General features: G+C 68.9%; 15 protein-coding genes. 9 read left to right on the top strand and 6 right to left on the bottom strand.

What is annotated here, in order from left to right:
- The 5 genes from ACFC1J_RS13665 to ACFC1J_RS13645 form a co-directional block, all read right to left on the bottom strand.
- The gene (locus tag ACFC1J_RS13665; protein ID WP_375906946.1) at positions 1-1,275 is read right to left on the bottom strand and encodes an ABC transporter permease; all 1,275 of its coding nucleotides are present in this window, start codon (positions 1,273-1,275) and stop codon (positions 1-3) included.
- Complete coding sequence (locus tag ACFC1J_RS13660) at positions 1,272-2,669, bottom strand: ABC transporter permease (RefSeq protein WP_375906944.1); 1,398 nt, start codon at positions 2,667-2,669, stop codon at positions 1,272-1,274. Before ACFC1J_RS13660 ends, ACFC1J_RS13665 begins: the two co-directional genes overlap by 4 nt.
- Entirely contained in the window at positions 2,666-4,189 is a 1,524-nt protein-coding gene (locus ACFC1J_RS13655) for an ABC transporter ATP-binding protein (RefSeq protein ID WP_375906941.1), read from the bottom strand. Before ACFC1J_RS13655 ends, ACFC1J_RS13660 begins: the two co-directional genes overlap by 4 nt.
- Positions 4,190-4,269: 80 nt before the next feature.
- Positions 4,270-5,391, bottom strand: a complete 1,122-nt coding sequence (locus ACFC1J_RS13650; protein ID WP_375906938.1) for a BMP family protein — start codon at positions 5,389-5,391, stop codon at positions 4,270-4,272.
- 214 nt (positions 5,392-5,605) lie between these two features.
- Positions 5,606-6,721 carry a mannose-1-phosphate guanylyltransferase gene (locus ACFC1J_RS13645; RefSeq protein WP_375906935.1) on the bottom strand — a complete coding sequence of 372 codons (1,116 nt, stop codon included), beginning with the start codon at positions 6,719-6,721 and terminating at the stop codon, positions 5,606-5,608.
- 199 nt (positions 6,722-6,920) lie between these two features.
- On the opposite strand from ACFC1J_RS13645, the gene sdhC reads away from it, so the two are divergent.
- The 7 genes from sdhC to trpS all read left to right on the top strand — a co-directional run bounded on the left by sdhC (position 6,921) and on the right by trpS (position 13,842).
- Positions 6,921-7,355 (top strand): succinate dehydrogenase, cytochrome b556 subunit, encoded by a 435-nt coding sequence (gene sdhC / locus ACFC1J_RS13640; protein WP_375906933.1) that lies wholly within the window; start codon positions 6,921-6,923, stop codon positions 7,353-7,355.
- Entirely contained in the window at positions 7,355-7,810 is a 456-nt protein-coding gene (locus tag ACFC1J_RS13635; protein ID WP_375906930.1) for a succinate dehydrogenase hydrophobic membrane anchor subunit, read from the top strand. Before sdhC ends, ACFC1J_RS13635 begins: the two co-directional genes overlap by 1 nt.
- Positions 7,811-7,880: 70 nt before the next feature.
- Complete coding sequence (gene sdhA, locus ACFC1J_RS13630; protein WP_375906927.1) at positions 7,881-9,707, top strand: succinate dehydrogenase flavoprotein subunit; 1,827 nt, start codon at positions 7,881-7,883, stop codon at positions 9,705-9,707.
- On the top strand, positions 9,707-10,480 hold the full coding sequence (locus tag ACFC1J_RS13625; protein ID WP_375906925.1) for a succinate dehydrogenase iron-sulfur subunit: 774 nt from the start codon (positions 9,707-9,709) through the stop codon (positions 10,478-10,480). Before sdhA ends, ACFC1J_RS13625 begins: the two co-directional genes overlap by 1 nt.
- Positions 10,481-10,588: 108 nt before the next feature.
- Positions 10,589-11,857, top strand: a complete 1,269-nt coding sequence (locus ACFC1J_RS13620; RefSeq protein WP_375906922.1) for a YihY/virulence factor BrkB family protein — start codon at positions 10,589-10,591, stop codon at positions 11,855-11,857.
- A 10-nt stretch (positions 11,858-11,867) separates the two neighbouring features.
- A complete protein-coding gene (locus tag ACFC1J_RS13615; RefSeq protein ID WP_375906919.1) occupies positions 11,868-12,761 on the top strand; it encodes an exodeoxyribonuclease III in 894 nt (297 codons plus the stop codon).
- Positions 12,762-12,831: 70 nt separating this feature from the next.
- Positions 12,832-13,842, top strand: coding sequence for a tryptophan--tRNA ligase (trpS, locus tag ACFC1J_RS13610; RefSeq protein WP_375906916.1), 1,011 nt, complete (start codon positions 12,832-12,834; stop codon positions 13,840-13,842).
- Between the two features lie 71 nt (positions 13,843-13,913).
- Here the strand turns inward: trpS and ACFC1J_RS13605 are convergent, their stop codons facing one another.
- Positions 13,914-14,756 (bottom strand): endonuclease domain-containing protein, encoded by an 843-nt coding sequence (locus ACFC1J_RS13605; RefSeq protein ID WP_375906913.1) that lies wholly within the window; start codon positions 14,754-14,756, stop codon positions 13,914-13,916.
- 231 nt (positions 14,757-14,987) lie between these two features.
- On the opposite strand from ACFC1J_RS13605, the gene ACFC1J_RS13600 reads away from it, so the two are divergent.
- Positions 14,988-15,557 carry a GNAT family N-acetyltransferase gene (locus tag ACFC1J_RS13600; RefSeq protein ID WP_375906910.1) on the top strand — a complete coding sequence of 190 codons (570 nt, stop codon included), beginning with the start codon at positions 14,988-14,990 and terminating at the stop codon, positions 15,555-15,557.
- Between the two features lie 80 nt (positions 15,558-15,637).
- On the top strand, positions 15,638-16,513 hold the full coding sequence (locus ACFC1J_RS13595; protein WP_375906907.1) for an Fpg/Nei family DNA glycosylase: 876 nt from the start codon (positions 15,638-15,640) through the stop codon (positions 16,511-16,513).
- Positions 16,514-16,745: the final 232 nt, after the last annotated feature.

Genomic DNA, 16,745 nt, shown 5'->3' with positions numbered 1-16,745 from the left:
CTAGGACTTGATGTACGGCTTGCCCGAGGCCGCCGGCCCGCGGATCTGCCCGACGAAGCCGACGACCGCGATGAGCGTGACGACGTACGGCAGCATCAGCAGGAACTCGCCGGGCACCGGCGTGCCGATCGCACTGAACGTGTTCTGCAGGTTGGTCGCGAAGCCGAACAGCAGCGCGGCGAGCGTGGCACGCACCGGATCCCAGCGGCCGAAGATCACCGCGGCCAGGGCGATGAAGCCCGCGCCGTTCGTCATGTCGCGGTTGAACTGCGGGACCGAGACCAGGGTGAAGTACGCGCCGCCGATGCCCGCCAGCGCGCCGGCGAGCAGCACGTTCCAGAAACGGGTCGGGTTGACCTTGATGCCGACGGTGTCGGCGGCCCGCGGGTACTCGCCCACCGCGCGCAGGCGCAGGCCCCAGCGGGTGCGGTACAGCCCGAACGCGACCACCGGGACCGCGATGTACAGCAGGTACACGATGAGGTTCTGGTTGAACAGCACGGGTCCGATCACGGGGATCTCGCTGAGCAGCGGGATCTTGATCTTGCCGAACTGCGGGGTGTTGTTGAGCGTGCTGGCGTTGGGCACGAGCAGGATCGTGAACAGGAACGTCGTCAGACCGCTGACGAGCACGTTCAGCACGACGCCGACGATGACCTGCTCGACGAGGTACTTGATCGCGAACGCGGCGAGCACGAAGGCCACCAGCACGCCGCCGATGATGGCGCCGAAGAGGCCGATCAGCGGGCTGTGCCCGAGCGTGCCGAAGACGGCGCCGAGGAACGCGCCGAGGAGCAGCTGACCCTCGATCGCGACATTGACCACGCCCGCGCGCTCACCGATCACGCCGCCCAGGGCGCCGAACGCGAGCGGCACCGCCAGCGAGATCGCGCCGTACAGCATGCTCACCACGGGCACCTGGCCGTTCGCCCCCGCGGCGGCCCAGGTGACGAAGGCGAACACCGCGAGAACGGCGAACACGATCGGGGTCCATGCGCCGGCCGGGACGCGGCGGACCGCGGCGATCCAGGCCCAGACGGCGAGCAGGGCCATCACGATGAAGGAGACCACGAGCACGACGTCGGCGGGGACGCTCTGCGCCGGGATCTTCACCCAGGTGGTGCCGTCGTCCAGACGGAACACGGCCGTGCCGTGCCGCGGCGCGAGCAGGAACAGGGCTCCCAGCAGCACCGTGACCACGGTGAGGGAGACCGGGAGCTTCTTGGCGACGGGCGTGACCACGGTGGTCACGGGCGCCTCTGCGATCGCGGTCATGCCGCCACCTCCTTACGGGCGGCACGGGCCGCGTGGCGCTCGGCCTTCGCCTTCGCCTTCGCGGCGCGCTCGGCCTCGCTCTTGGGCAGGAAGAAGATCGTGCGCACCAGCGGCGGCGCCGCGATGAAGAGCACGATGATCGACTGCACGACCACCACGATCTCCTTCGGGATGCCGAGACCCGCCATGGCGAAGGATCCGGCCTTGAGCGCGCCGAACAGCAGACCGGCGGCGAACACGCCGCCCGCCCGGCTGCGCCCGAGCAGCGCGACCGTGATCGCGTCGAAGCCGATTCCCGAGTCGAAGCCGTTGTTGAAGCCGTCGACCGTCGTGGTGCTGATCTGGTTCACCCCGGCGATGCCGGCCAGTGCTCCCGCGAACACCATCGCGTAGATGTACATGCGCTGCACGCTGATGCCCGCGGCGCGCGCGGCGCTGGGGTTCTCGCCGACGGCGCGCATCCGGAAGCCGAGGCTCGAGCGCTCCATGAGCCACCACACCGCCACGGCGAGGATGATCGCGATGAGGAAGCCCACGGTCAGACCGGGGTACCGGTCGCCGAACAGGGCGGGGAACCGCGCCGACTCCGGGGTCGGCACCGACTGGGACTGGTTCGAGCCGGGCTTCTGCAGCCCTGGCGTGCGCACCAGGTAGCCGACCAGGTACAGCGCGATCCAGTTCAGCATGATCGTCAGGATCACCTCGTGCGCACCGGTGCGCGCCTTGAGGAATCCGGCGATCCCGCCCCAGATCGCGCCGCCGAGCGCGCCGACGAGGATCGAGAACGGGATGTGCAGCCAGATCGGCATGTCGAAGGGGAGCTGGAACGACAGGAAGCCCGCGAACACGCCTGCGATGAGGATCTGCCCCTGGCCGCCGATGTTGAACAGACCGACGCGGAACGCGAGGCCCACGCCGAGTCCGGCCATGATCAGCGGCGTCGCGAACTTCAGCGTGTTCGTGAACGGGGTGATCGCCGTCGCGAAGTCGGGGGCGGCGAAGTTGATCACCGACCCCTGGAACAGGGCGCCGTATCCGTCGGACACGGCCTTCCAGATGGCGGAGAGGGTGTCGAGGGGGCGTGCGAAGAAGTAGCCGCTCGCCTGCTGGACGGCCGGGTCCGTGACGGCGATGAGGATGCCGCCGATCACGAACGCCGCGACGATCGCGAGGACCGTCGTCACCACGCTGCCGCGCATCAGCTCGCGCAGGAACACGGCGCCGCGCGGCGCCGGGGCCGGGGCCGGGGCCTTCTCGCCGGGGCCCGGCTGCGCGATCTGCGCGGCGGCGGCATCGGCCGGACCCGAGGGCACGGTCTTCGACGCGGCGACCGCCTCGGCGGCCGCGTTCGGCCCGTCGCCGGGGTGCTTCCGGGATGGATCCTGCTCGGTCATGCTGCGTCCTTCTCCCCTGCCATCAGGAGCCCGAGCACATCGCGCGGCGTCGACGCCGGCACGATCGCCATGATCTTCCCGCGGTACATCACCGCGATCTTGTCGGCGAGCGCCGCCACCTCGTCGAGCTCGGTGGACACCACGATCACCGGAACCCCGGAGTCGCGCGTCTCGATGACCCGCTTGTGGATGAACTCGATGGATCCGACGTCCACACCGCGCGTGGGCTGGGAGGCGATGAACAGGGTCAGGTCCCGGCTCAGCTCCCGTGCGATGACGACCTTCTGCTGGTTGCCTCCGGAGAGGGCGCCCGCCGGGCTGTCCGGGCCCTGGGTGCGGATGTCGTACTCGGTGATCCGGCCGCGCGCGAACGCATCCAGCCGGCTGCGGCTGATCGTGCCCGCCGTGACGAACTCCTCGGACGAGGACCGGTCCAGCATGAGGTTCTCCGCCACGGAGAAGGAGCCGACCAGGCCGTCCACCGTGCGGTCCTCCGGCACGAAGCCGATGCCCTCGTCCAGCACGCCGCGCACGGACTTGCCGATGAGCTCGGTGCCGTTCAGGGTCGCACTGCCGGTCACACCCTTGTCCTGGAGCCCGACGAGCGCCTCGACGAGCTCGGTCTGACCGTTGCCCTGCACGCCGGCCACCGCCAGCACCTCGCCGGGCTGGACCGTGAAGGAGACGTTGTCGACCACGAGCTGGCCGCTGGGCAGCGCGACGCAGAGGTCGCGCACCTCGAGTCCGCCCGGTCGCACCTGAGGCGGGTTCTTGTGCACGGTCAGCTCGACAGCGCGGCCGACCATCGCCGAGGCGAGCTCGGTATTGGACGCGGTCGGAGACGCCTCGCCGACGACCTTGCCCAGGCGGACGATCGTGATCCTGTCCGCGACCTCGCGGACCTCGCGGAGCTTGTGCGTGATGAACACGATCGCGGCGCCGTCGTCGCGCAGCTGCCGCATGATGCCCATCAGCTCATCGGTCTCCTGCGGCGTGAGCACAGCGGTCGGCTCGTCGAAGACGAGCACCTTGGCGTTGCGGGACAGCGCCTTGATGATCTCCACGCGCTGCTGCACGCCCACCGGCAGGTCGCCGACGATCGCGTCGGGGTCGATGTCGAACCCGAACCGCGCCGCCACGTCGTGCACGTGCTGGCGCGCCTCGGCGATGCTGAGGACGCCGGTGTCGACGCCGCCGGCGCGCACGGTCAGCTCGTGCCCGAGCATCACGTTCTCGGCGACGGAGAAGACCGGCACCAGCATGAAGTGCTGGTGCACCATGCCGATTCCCGCGGCCATCGCGTCGCCGGGGCCGGCGAAGTGCTGGACGACGTCGTCCAGCAGGATCTCGCCGTCATCGGGCTGATACAGCCCGTACAGCACGTTCATGAGCGTGGACTTGCCTGCGCCGTTCTCGCCCAGGAGAGCGTGGATCTCCCCTGGTCTGACCACGAGATCGATGTGGTCGTTGGCGACGAGTTTGCCGAACCGCTTGGTGATGCCACGGAGCTCGAGCTTCATACTTTGCACCCTATCCAGGACCTGCAGAACACGACAGATGCGGTCGGGCGGAGAGTCCACCCGACCGCATCTGAGAGGAATCAGGCCTTCGGCGAGGAGACCGAGGTGACCTTGAGCGAGCCGGAGATGATCTCGTCCTGGAGCTTCTTCAGCTCGTCGGTGAGACCCTTCGGCAGCTTCGACTCGAAGTCGTGGAAGCTGGACAGGCCGACGCCCTTGTTCTCCAGCGTGCCCACGTAGGGGGTCGTGTCGATCTTGCCGGCCGCCGCGTCCTTGACGGCCGCGTAGACCGCTTCGCCGATGTTCTTCTGGATCGAGACCAGCGTGATGTCGGCGACCGAGGAATCCGCCACGGCCAGGTCGGAGTCGACGCCCATCATCAGCGTGTCCTTGCCCTGCGCCTTGATCGCGGCGGCGGCGGACTGGTAGATCGGGCCGCCGACGGGCAGGACCACGTCCACGCCCTGGTCGAGGATCGACTGCGCGGTCTGCTTGGCCGTGTCGTTGGCCGCGAAGCCGCCGGTCATCGAACCGTTCTGCTTCTCGACGTCCCAGCCGATGGCCTGCACGTCGGCCTTCTTGTCCTCGTTGAACTTCTTCACGCCCTGCACGAAGCCGTCCATGAAGATCGTCACCGGCGGGATCTGCAGGCCGCCGAAGGTGCCGACCTTGTCGACGCCCTTCTCGTGCGACCAGCTCGCCGCGGCGTAGCCGCCGAGGTATGCGGCCTGCACGGTGTCGAACAGCAGCGGCTTGATGTTCGGCGCGTCGGGCTTGCCGTCCTGGTCGCCGTCGGCGAGGTCGTCGATGATCGCGTAGTTGATCTTCGGGTTCGCCTTGGCCGACTTGATGGTGTCGGCGGACAGGTTGAAGCCGACGGTGATGATGTACGTGCACCCGGAGCTCACGAGCTGCTCGAGGTTCGGGCCGTACTGGTCCGCGGAGTCGGACTGCAGCTCGGTCGCCTTGATCGCGAGCTCCTTGGTGATCTTGTCCAGACCCTCCTTGGCCGACTGGTTGAAGGAACGGTCGTTCCAACCGCCGTCATCCGAGACGATGCAGGGCTTGAAGCTGCTGTCGGCGGGCTTCGCCCCGCCGGAGCTGCTGGCGGGGGCCGGGGCCGAACCGCAACCGGTCAGTGCGACGATCACGCCCGCAGCGAGCGCTGCGCCGGCGAGCTTCTTGGTGGGAGAGATGGTCACTCGAGCCTCCAGAAAACGAACCCGCGGCCATCGCGGGTCTCATGAAAGTTACCGACTGTGACGGGGATCGGGCATCCTCGTCCGTGTCGCTACAGGCAATGGTTACAAACATGAGATCGTCTGCGCTCTCTCGTGCTCATATGAGCAGCACCCGGAGGGGATCCCCGCTTCGGAGCACATCGGTGCGCATCTGTTGGTGGAGGGCCCTCACGCGTCAGAGCACGTCGCCGCGCCCGTTGAGCTTGAGCGACTCCACGACGCCCTTCACGCGCTGCGCGTGCTCGATGGTCGTCACGAGCAGAGCGTCAGGGGTGTCCACCACGACGATGTCCTGCACGCCGACCAGGCTGATCACCCGGGAGGTCTGGCTGACGAGGATTCCGCTCGCCGCGTCCGACAGCACGCGCGCCGAGGGGCCGAGCACGGCGAGGTCGTTCTTGCGCCCGTTGAGGATGAGCTTGGTGAGCGAGGCGAAGTCCCCCACGTCGTCCCAGTCGAAGTGGCCCGGCACGACGGCCAGCCGGCCGCCCTCGGCCGCCGGCTCCGCGACGGCGTAGTCGATCGCGATCTTCGGGAGCGCGGGCCACACCCGGTCGACGACCGCTCCGCGGCGATCGCGATCGTCCCATGCCTCGGCGAGCTCGAGGAGTCCCGCGTGCAGCGCGGGCTGGTGCCGCTCGAGCTCCGCCAGCAGCACGTCGGCGCGGCTGATGAACATGCCGGCGTTCCAGAGGTAGCTGCGGTCCTCGTAGTACGTCTTCGCGGTGGCCAGGTCCGGCTTCTCCACGAACCGCTCGACGAGCGAGGCCTCGCGCACCCCATCCACCTCGAGCTCTTCGCCCTGCTTGATGTAGCCGAAGCCGACGGCGGGCTCGGTCGGGGTGATCCCGATCGTGACGATGTATCCCTGACGCGCGACCTCGACGGCGTCGCGCACCGCGAACTCGAACTTGCGGGTGCTGCGGATGACGTGATCGGCGCTGAAGGATCCGATGATCACGTCCGGTTCGCGCCGGTGCAGGATCGCGGCGGCGAGTCCGATCGCCGCGGCCGACTCGCGCGGCTCCGACTCGAGGAGCACGTTCTTGTCTGGAATGCCGGGGAGCTGGCCCTCGACCGCCGCGCGATGCGCGCGGCCGGTCACGACGGCGATCCGATCGTGGCCTGCGAGCGGTTCGATCCGGTCCCAGGTGTCGCGCAGCAGCGACTGCCCCGAGCCGGTCAGGTCGTGCAGGAACTTCGGCGCGTCCGCACGGGACAGCGGCCACAGCCGGCTCCCGATGCCTCCTGCGGGGATGACGGCGTAGAAGTCAGAGATCGGCTCGCGCATGGTCACCAGCGTAGCGAGCACCCCCCGAGCGACTCCCCGGAGCACGCGCGCACGATCGCAATCGTGCATGGTTCCGATCGCGAAACCGCATCGTGCTAAGGGTCGCCTTCGTCGCTCCCAGCCAGCTGACAGGAATAGGATGAGGGGGATCGGACGCCTGCGCGCCGCGATCCTTCGCTATCGATCAGGGAGGACGACTGTGTCCGCAAGCACTCGCTTGACACCTTCGATTGCGGAAACCACGTCCAAGACGCCGCGCGGCACCCTCTACCGGGGTCGCGAAGGCATGTGGTCGTGGGTTCTGCATCGCATCACCGGAATCGCCATCTTCTTCTTCCTCCTGGTGCACGTGCTCGACACGTCGCTCATCCGGGTCTCGCCGGAGGCGTACGACGCCGTCCTCGGCACGTACAAGAACCCCATCATGGGGCTCGGCGAGACGGTGCTCGTCGCCGCGATCGTGTTCCACGCCCTCAACGGCCTGCGGATCATCCTGGTCGACGTGTGGTCCAAGGGCGCCCGGTACCAGCGGCAGATGTTCTGGATCGTCATGGGCCTCTGGCTGGTGCTGATGGCCGGTTTCGCGCCGCGCCACCTGATCAACGTGTTCTCGCACGTGGGAGGTGCCAGCTGATGGCCGCGGACGTCTTCACCACGCAGCACATGGCGGCTCCGCGCCGCAACAAGGGCTTCAACATCGAGAAGTGGGGCTGGATCTACATGCGCGTGTCGGGCGTCGTGCTCGTCGTGCTGATCTTCGGCCACCTGTTCGTCAACCTCATGCTCGGCGAGGGCATCCACGCCCTGGACTTCGCGTTCGTCGCCGGCAAGTACGCCACGCCGTTCTGGCAGTGGTGGGACGTGCTGATGCTGTGGCTGGCGCTCATCCACGGCGCCAACGGCATGCGCACGGTCGTCAACGACTACGTCGGCCACGCGGGCATCCGCAAGACCCTCCTGGTCGTGCTCGGCCTGGCCGCCGCGCTGCTCATCCTGCTCGGCACCCTCGTCGTGTTCACCTTCGACCCCTGCAACGGCGTGTTCGAGAGCGGCGCCATGTGGGACACCTGCAAGGCGCTGGGCAACTAGCCCGGCGATCAGCGACGAGACAGGCTCCCCCGCGGCAGCGGCGAGAAAGCTCAGAGAAAAGGCAGAACCAGTGACCACTGAGACCCAGGATTCCGTCGTCAAGAACGGCGTGCACCACCATCAGTTCGACATCGTGATCGTCGGCGCCGGTGGCGCCGGCATGCGTGCGGCGATCGAGGCCGGCCCCGGCGCGAAGACCGCGGTGATCTCCAAGCTCTACCCCACGCGCTCCCACACGGGCGCGGCGCAGGGCGGCATGGCCGCGGCGCTCGCGAACGTCGAGGAGGACAGCTGGGAGTGGCACACCTTCGACACCGTCAAGGGCGGCGACTACCTCGTCGACCAGGACGCGGCGGAGATCCTCGCGAAGGAGGCCATCGACGCGGTCATCGACCTCGAGAACATGGGCCTTCCGTTCAACCGCACGCCCGAGGGCAAGATCGACCAGCGCCGCTTCGGCGGGCACACGGCCGAGCACGGCAAGACGCCCGTCCGCCGTGCGTGCTACGCGGCGGACCGCACCGGCCACATGATCCTGCAGACGCTGTTCCAGAACTGCGTGAAGCTCGGCATCAACTTCTTCAACGAGTTCTACGTGCTCGACCTCATCACGGTGAAGGACGAGGCGGGCAAGACCGGCATCGCCGGCGTGGTCGCCTACGACCTCTCCACCGGCGAGCTGCACGTCTTCCACGCCAAGGCCGTGATCTTCGCGACCGGCGGCTTCGGCAAGATCTTCAAGACCACCTCGAACGCGCACACCCTGACCGGAGACGGTGTCGGGATCGTGTGGCGCAAGGGCCTTCCGCTCGAGGACCTGGAGTTCTTCCAGTTCCACCCGACCGGCCTCGCCGGTCTCGGGATCCTGCTCACCGAGGGCGCACGCGGTGAGGGCGCGATCCTGCGCAACGCCTCCGGCGAGCGCTTCATGGAGCGCTACGCCCCGACGATCAAGGACCTGGCGCCGCGCGACATCGTCGCCCGGTGCATGGTGCAGGAGGTCGCGGAGGGCCGAGGCGCCGGTCCGCACAAGGACTACGTGCTGCTGGACTGCACGCACCTCGGCGCCGAGGTCCTGGAGACCAAGCTCCCCGACATCACGGAGTTCGCGCGCACCTACCTGGGCGTCGACCCGGTCGTCGAGCCGGTCCCCGTGATGCCGACCGCGCACTACGCCATGGGCGGCATCCCGACCAACAACAGCGGCGAGGTGCTCGCCGACAACGACACCATCGTCCCCGGCCTGTACGCGGCCGGAGAGTGCGCCTGCGTGTCGGTGCACGGCGCCAACCGCCTCGGCACGAACTCGCTCCTGGACATCAACGTGTTCGGCAAGCGCAGCGGCCGCAACGCCGTCGAGTACGTCAAGACGGCCGAGTTCCTGCCCCTCCCGGAGGCGCCTGAGGCCGCGGTCAAGGAGATGCTCGAGGGGCTGCGAAACAACGCGGGCACCGAGCGCATCGCCGTGCTGCGCAAGAAGCTGCAGGAGGAGATGGACAAGGGCGCGCAGGTCTTCCGCACGCACGACTCCCTCCAGCACGTGCTGGGCGTGATCGCGGAGCTGCGCGAGCGCTACAAGAACGTGCACGTCGACGACAAGGGCCACCGGTTCAACACCGATCTGCTCGAGGCCGTCGAGCTGGGCTTCCTCCTCGACATCGCCGAGGTCGTCGTCTACGCCGCGCAGAACCGCGAGGAGAGCCGCGGCGGCCACATGCGCGACGACTTCCCGAAGCGCGACGACGAGAACTACATGCAGCACACGATGGCGTACCTGACCGGCGACCCGCACTCGTCGACGCCGAGCGACCACATCAAGCTCGGCTGGAAGCCGGTCGTGTTCACGAAGAATGAGCAGGGCGAGTTGAACTACCCGCCGATGGAGAGGAAGTACTGATGTCCGCCGCCGTCGTTGAGGAAGTCGTCTCTGAGGCCGTCGTCGAAGACACCGGCGTGCAGTCCTTCCTCGTCACGTTCAACATCCGCCGCTTCGACCCCGAGGTCGACAGCGAACCGCACTGGGTCGACTACGACGTGGAGCTGTACTCGACCGACCGCGTGCTCGACGCGCTGCACAAGATCAAGTGGGAGGTCGACGGATCCCTCACGTTCCGGCGCTCCTGCGCGCACGGCATCTGCGGATCCGACGCGATGCGCATCAACGGCCGCAACCGCCTCGCCTGCAAGACGCTGATCAAGGACCTGGACATCTCCAAGCCGATCTACGTCGAGGCGATCAAGGGTCTGCCGCTCGAGAAGGACCTCGTCGTCGACATGGATCCGTTCTTCGCGGCGTACCGCGAGGTGAAGCCGTTCCTGCTCGCGACCAGCGCGCCGGAGAAGGGCAAGGAGCGCGTGCAGTCGATCGCCGACCGCGCGATCTTCGACGACACCACCAAGTGCATCCTGTGCGCCGCGTGCACCTCGTCGTGCCCCGTGTTCTGGACCGACGGGCAGTACTTCGGCCCCGCCGCGATCGTGAACGCGCACCGCTTCATCTTCGACTCCCGCGACGACGCCGCCGACGTGCGCCTCGACATCCTCAACGACAAGGAGGGCGTGTGGCGCTGCCGCACCACCTTCAACTGCACCGAGGCGTGCCCCCGCGGCATCGAGGTCACCAAGGCGATCGCCGAGGTCAAGCAGGCGGTCCTGCGCGGCCGCCCGTAACAGGATCGGTTCCGCGACTCCGGAGAGGCGCCACCCGTACGGGTGGCGCCTCTCCGCGTCTCCCCCACCGGCGGCGGGAGGCCCCGGAGCACTCGCTAGGGTGAGAGCGTGGTGGATTCGGACTCGGAGCTGCGTGCGCGCTTCGAGGCGCCCATCGAGCGCGCGGCGGCGATCACCCGCCGCACCATGCGGGCGTTCCCGATCCGGGTGTGGCGGAGATTCCTGCAGCGCAACGGCTTCCTGCTCTCCGCCGGGATGAGCTATCAGGGCCTGTTCGCGGTGTTCGGCCTGCTCTACATCGCATTCGCGTCGGCCGGGCTCTGGCTCGGCGGCAGCCAGCAGGCGATCACACTGCTCACCGCGATCGCGAACAGCTACATCCCCGGCATCGTCAGCGACAACGGCCTGGTGCACCCGGACGATGTGCAGTCGCTCGCCTCCAGCGCCAGCGGCGTGCTGAGCATCACCGGCCTCGTCGCCGCGGTCGTCGTGGCCTGGACCGGGATCACCGCGGTGACCTTCACACGGCGGGCGGTGCGGGACATCTTCGGGCTGCCCTACGACAACCGGAGCTTCGTGCTCCTGAAGCTCCGCGACGGGACCGCGGGGATCCTGTTCGGGCTGGCGCTGCTGGCCGGATCCATCCTCGGCTTCGTCGGCGTGTGGGCTCTGCGGCAGGTGTTCGACCTGTTCGGCTGGCATCTCGGCACCACGGCCTTCGACGTGCTGACGCGGCTCGGCTCGGTCGTGGTGATGTTCACGATCGACTCCGCGGCGATCGCGCTGCTCGTGCGCTTCCTCACCGGCACCCGGCTCGCCTGGCGCACGATCCTGCCGGGGGCGATGCTCGGCGGCGGCGCCGTCGTCGTGCTGCAGCTGGGCGCAGGGCTGCTGCTCGCGCACTCCCCGGGCAATCCCCTGCTGGCGACCTTCGCGGTCATCGTGGCGATGCTGCTGTGGTGCCGATGGGTATCGGTCGTGATCCTCGTCGCCGCCGCATGGATCGCCCTGACCGCCGAGGACCGGGATCAGCCCTTGCAGGAGGTCGATGAGGACGCGGCGCACCGCGCCGAGCTCGCGGCGCTCGTGCTGGCTGCCGAGGCGCGGCTGCGCCGTGCCGAGAAGCAGCACGAGGCCGCGCCGTGGTGGCGCCGGCGCGCGACGGCCCGCGCGGCGCGCGAGGCGCGCGAGGAGTGGGGCGACGCGCTCGCGGACGAGGCGGCGTCCGCTCCCGCGCAGAACGAGGAGAGCATGCTCGCCCTCCTGATCGAGGGCCCGCGGCGCGGAGGCTCCCGCCCCGGCCGGCCCAGACGCGCGGAGGGCGCCGAGCGTATCCGGTCGTCACGCCGGAACGACGATGTCGGGGGCCCTCGTTAGGCTGGGAACCATGCCCCACCTGCGTATCGCCACGGTCAACGTCAACGGGATCCGCGCCGCGGTCCGCAACGGAATGCACGGCTGGCTCGACGACGCCGGCGTCGACGTGCTCACGCTGCAGGAGGTGCGTGCGCAGGACGAACACCTCGAGGCGGCGTTCCCCGGATGGTCGATCCTGCACGACGAGGCGACGGCGAAGGGCCGCGCGGGCGTCGCGGTGCTGAGCCGCGAGCCGGCCCTCGCCTCGCGCACGGCGTTCGGCCCCGAGGACTTCGATTCGAAGGGGCGCTGGCTCGAGGCCGACTTCTCCCTCGGCGGCACCCCGCTCACGGTCGTCAGCGCCTACGTGCACAGCGGAGAGGCCGACACTCCGAAGCAGGACGAGAAGTGGAAGTTCCTCGATGCGATGACCACCCGCATGGGCGAGCTCGGCGCGGACGGAGCACTCGCGCTCGTCACGGGCGACCTCAACGTGGGACACCGGCCCCTCGACATCCTGAACTGGAAGGGCAACGTCAAGAAGTCCGGCTATCTGGCTCGTGAGCGAGCATACTTCGACCGCTTCCTCGGCGCCGCCGGCGAGCCCGCCGTGGGTCAGGAGGGCATCGGCCGCGGGATGGTCGGGCAGCTCAGCGACACCCGCCCCTATGCCGCGGAGGGCGACGGCAAGGGACTCGGCTGGGTGGACGTGGGACGCGTCGCGGCCGGCGAGGTCGCGGGCCCGTACACCTGGTGGACCATGCGCGGCCAGGCCTTCGACAACGACTCCGGCTGGCGGATCGACTACCACCTGGCAACCCCGGCTCTCGCGGAGCGCGCGTCCAACTACCGCGTCGCCCGCGCCGCGACTTATGCCGAGCGCTGGAGCGACCACACCCCGGTGATCGTCGACTACACGTTCTGAGGCTCCGAGCGGTCTCCACCGCTCCCGGAGGACGGTCGGGCGCTCGTCACGGCCACCATAGGATTGATCCGTGACGAAACCCCGCCTCTACTCCGGAATGCAGCCCTCCGCCGACTCCCTCCAGGCCGGCAACTACATCGGGGCGCTGCTGCAGTGGCGGGATCTGCAGAACTCCTACGACGCGTTCTTCTCCGTCGTCGACCTGCACGCGATCACCGTTCCGCAGGACCCGGCCGAACTGCGCGAGAAGACCCGACGCACCGCCGCCCAGTACATCGCGGCGGGCATCGAGCCGTCCCAGTCGACTCTGTACGTGCAGTCGCACGTGCGCGCGCATGCCGAGCTCGCCTGGATCCTCAGCACCATCACCGGCTTCGGCGAGGCCGGCCGGATGACCCAGTTCAAGGACAAGTCCTCGCGCTTCGGCGCGGACGCGACCTCCGTCGGCCTGTTCACCTACCCGGTCCTGATGGCCGCCGACATCCTGCTCTACCAGACCGACGTCGTGCCGGTGGGCGACGACCAGAAGCAGCACGTCGAGCTCACTCGGGATCTCGCGGAGCGGTTCAACTCCCGCTTCGGCGAGACGTTCGTCGTGCCGATCCCGGTGATCCAGAAGGACACCGCGCGGATATACGACCTGCAGAACCCCACCTCCAAGATGTCGAAGTCGGCCGAGACCGACGCAGGCGTGCTGTGGCTGCTGGACGACCCGGCGAAGTCGGCGAAGAAGATCATGCGCGCCGTGACCGACAACGAGGGATCCGTCCGGTACGACCGCGAGAACAAGCCCGGCGTCTCGAACCTGCTCACGATCTACGCGGCGCTCACCGGCCGCCAGATCCCCTCGATCGAGGACGAGTACGCGGGTCGCGGCTACGGCGACTTCAAGAAGGGGCTCGCCGAGGTCGTCGTCAACGAGTTCGGCCCCGTGCGCGACCGTGCGAACGAGCTGCTCGCCGACCCCGCAGAGCTGGACCGCATCCTCGCGGCGAACGCCGCCCGTGCCGACGAGGTCGCCGACAGGACCCTCGCCTCGGTGTACGACAAGGTCGGCCTGCTCCGCCGCGTCGCCCTCTAGCGGCCGGCCGCCGCCTGCACGACGCGCGTCGAACTCAGTCGATTCCGTGCGCCAATGTGCGTCACGGCGCATCAGGCGCTGCAATCGACTGAGTTCGGAACGACGAGCCGTCGTGCCAGCCGGAGGCCGCGCAGCCCCCGAAGCGCCAGGACGACACCTTCCCGGTCGTACAGTATGTCTTCGGCGACGAGTCTCAGCACGCAGAACCCCAATGCCGCCAGGCGGCGATCTCGTTCGTAATCGCGGAGCCGCTGTTTCCAGTTCTCGTGATGCGCCCTCGAATCGCATTCGACGATCAGCCAGCCGTCGAGCACCATGTCCACACGGGCGAAGCCGAATTCGACCTGGGGTACGACGTCGAACCCCAAAGCCCTGGCAGCGATGCGCACCAGCGTTTCCGGACCGGACTCCGCCCGCCCGTCGACCATCCGGCGCAGGGCCCGCATGCGCCGAGGGGCGATCTCGAACACCTCATCGAGGCCATCGAGATCTATCAGGCGCTGGTGCAGCGCGCTGTCCAGCGATGCCACGGAATCTCGCGGCTCCTGGCAAGACATCGCCTGCGCGAGTGCCTCCACCAGGGGGACCTCCAGGTCGTTCCACGGCGCCGAGCACGCGCGCCAGTGCCGCACGATTCCGTGTGGCGGACGGACCTGCCGCGAGGAATGCGGCGTCATCTGCACGTGCAGGGGATGGCTCGCCCGCACGAACACGCCGGCGAGGGCGAGTGCGCTGACGCAGTCGACACGTCCGCCCATCTGTCCGGCCCGGACCGCCGGGACAGCGCTGCCCGCCACCGCGTACTGCCCCTTCCTCAGCCGGATCAGCACGCCATGCCGCACCGCTTCAGTGATGTCCCTGCCGGTGTGCCCCTCGGCGCGGAGCTCGAATGTCCGGAATCGCTGGTCGATCATGGACCCGAGGTTGGCGGGTCTTCGACGGCCTCGGGAGCGCCTCGACGAAACTGGTGCACAATCGGGCCGCTGCCACATCTGTGGAGGACGAAACGAGAACGACTGTCCGCCGTTGCGGACTCAGTCGATCCGGGCGATGTCGCGGCCGAGAACGACGAGACGGCCCGAATCGACTGAGTTCGTGACGAGGAGGAGGCGAGACCGCGGTCGACTCCCACCTAGGCTAGGTCGATGGAACCCGCAACCCTCCGCACGGAGCGACTGGTCCTGCGCGCGCCGACCCCGGCCGACGCGGAGGCGATCACCGAGGCGTGCCAGGACCCGGAGATCCCGCGCTGGACGACGGTTCCCAGCCCCTATGCGCGCGAGGATGCCGAGGATTTCATCCGGCTCGTCGGCGAGTGGTGGGAGGACGGATCCGAGACCGTGTGGGCGGTGTTCGCGGACGACGTCCTGGTCGGTTCGATCGGACTGCACCACATCACCGACCACCGTACGGGCGGAGACGCCGAACTCGGCTACTGGGTCACGGCCCCGGCGCGCAGTCACGGCTACCTGACCGAGGCGGCCCGCGCCGTGGTCGACTGGGGCTTCGCCGAGCTCGGGCTCGCCCGCATCACCTGGCGCGCCGTGGTCGGCAACATCCCGTCCGCACGCAGCGCCCGCGCCCTCGGCTTCCGGTTCGAGGGGACGCAGCGCCGGTTCCTGACCAGCCCTCGCGGGCGGGACGACGGCTGGATCGCGGGGCTCCTGCGGACGGACGACCGCGCGCCGGTGGCCTGGCCGGTCGATCTCGGCTGACGCCTTCCCCCTGACCGCGTCGGCGGTCGCAATCCGGACGGGCCCGCCCCGATGTCGGGCAGGGGTGGCAGGATGAACGCATGCCGGAGATGCCTGAGGTGCAGGGGCTGGTCGACTTCCTCGCGGAGCGCGCGGTCGGACTCACCATCACGCGCGCCTCCGTCTCGGCGATCGCGGCGCTCAAGACCTTCGACCCGCCCGTGACCGCGCTGGCGGGCGCACGCATCGAGGGTGCGGAGCGGCACGGCAAGTTCCTGGACCTGACGCTGAAGAGCGACGCCGAGCCGAACCTGCACCTCGTGTTCCACCTCGCCAAGGCCGGATGGCTGCGCTGGTACGACACTCTGCCCACCACGCTGATCCGCCCCGGCAAGTCGCCGATCGCGCTGAGGATCGCGGTCGACGACGGGAGCGGCTTCGACCTCACGGAAGCCGGCACGAAGAAGTCGCTCGCCGTGTACGTCGTCCGGGATCCGGCCGACGTACACGGCATCGCACGATTGGGCCCGGATCCCCTGGATCCGTCATTCTCGCGCAACGTGTTCGCGGCGCTGCTCGACGGGCGGCGCACCCAGATCAAGGGACTGCTGCGCGACCAGGCCGTGATCGGCGGCATCGGCAACGCCTACTCCGACGAGATCCTGCACGCCGCCCGGATGTCCCCCTACGCTCCCGCCGGGGGCCTCGACGACGCCGATGTCACCCGGCTCTACGACGCGATGCAGTCGACGCTGCGCGAGGCCGTGGCGGAGGCCAGCGGCAAGCCGCCGGCCGACCTCAAGGACGCGAAGCGGCGCGGCATGCAGGTGCACGCCCGCCGCGGCGAGGCATGCCCGGTGTGCGGCGACACGGTGCGCAGCGTGTTCTTCGCCGACCGGTCGCTGGAGTACTGCCCGACCTGCCAGACCGGCGGCAAGGTGCTCGCGGACCGTCGGCTGTCCCGGTTGCTGAAGTGACGCCGCGCGCGACATGAGGCGTCACAGAACCATCCACCGGAATGAAACCCGCACCGGCGCGTTGACTAAGCTGAGAGCAACACAACGTGCTCCGGGGTCGGTGAGAATCCGAACCGGCGGTGACAGTCCGCGAACCGAGGATCCGACACTGATCCGAGGCCGATCCGGTGGAATTCCGGGACCGACGGTGATGCGAGCGAAGGCTTGCGAGTCCGGATGGGAGGAAGCACGC

Origin of the sequence: Microbacterium sp. NPDC056052, assembly GCF_042266785.1 — a bacterium.
Taxonomy (GTDB): Bacteria; Actinomycetota; Actinomycetes; order Actinomycetales; family Microbacteriaceae; genus Microbacterium.
The sequence above is the reverse complement of the archived record's forward strand: the minus strand, read 5'-3'. Positions and strand labels throughout refer to the sequence as shown.